Genomic DNA, 318 nt, shown 5'->3' with positions numbered 1-318 from the left:
TTTGATGTATTCAAGGAATATTCATTGAAATACCTCAGAAAATCAATCCGGGTGAATACCTTGAAGACCTCTGTGAAAGAGATAGTATCAAGGTTAGAAGGTTCAGTGGAATTGGATCCGATTCCCTGGTGCAAAGAAGGATTCTGGGTGAAGAGCGAAAGAAGGGATTTCGGTAACATGATAGAGCATCTTCTGGGATATTTCTATATCCAGGAAGCAGCATCCATGATCCCGCCTGTGGTCCTTGCGCCGAAGGAAGATGACATGATACTTGACATGTGCGCAAGTCCTGGTTCTAAGACGACGCAGATAGCTCAA

General features: G+C 44.0%; 1 protein-coding gene (running past one end of the window). It reads left to right on the top strand.

What is annotated here, in order from left to right; genetic code table 11:
• Positions 1-318: part of a tRNA methyltransferase coding region (locus COT72_00360; protein PIO00672.1), annotated on the top strand (this coding region is incomplete at its 3' end). The annotated region extends 60 nt beyond the left edge of the window; the window shows 318 of its 378 annotated nt.

The sequence above is a fragment of the archaeon CG10_big_fil_rev_8_21_14_0_10_43_11 genome, assembly GCA_002763265.1.
In the GTDB taxonomy this organism is placed as follows: Archaea; Nanobdellota; Nanobdellia; order PEZQ01; family PEZQ01; genus PEZQ01.
The sequence above is the reverse complement of the archived record's forward strand: the minus strand, read 5'-3'. Positions and strand labels throughout refer to the sequence as shown.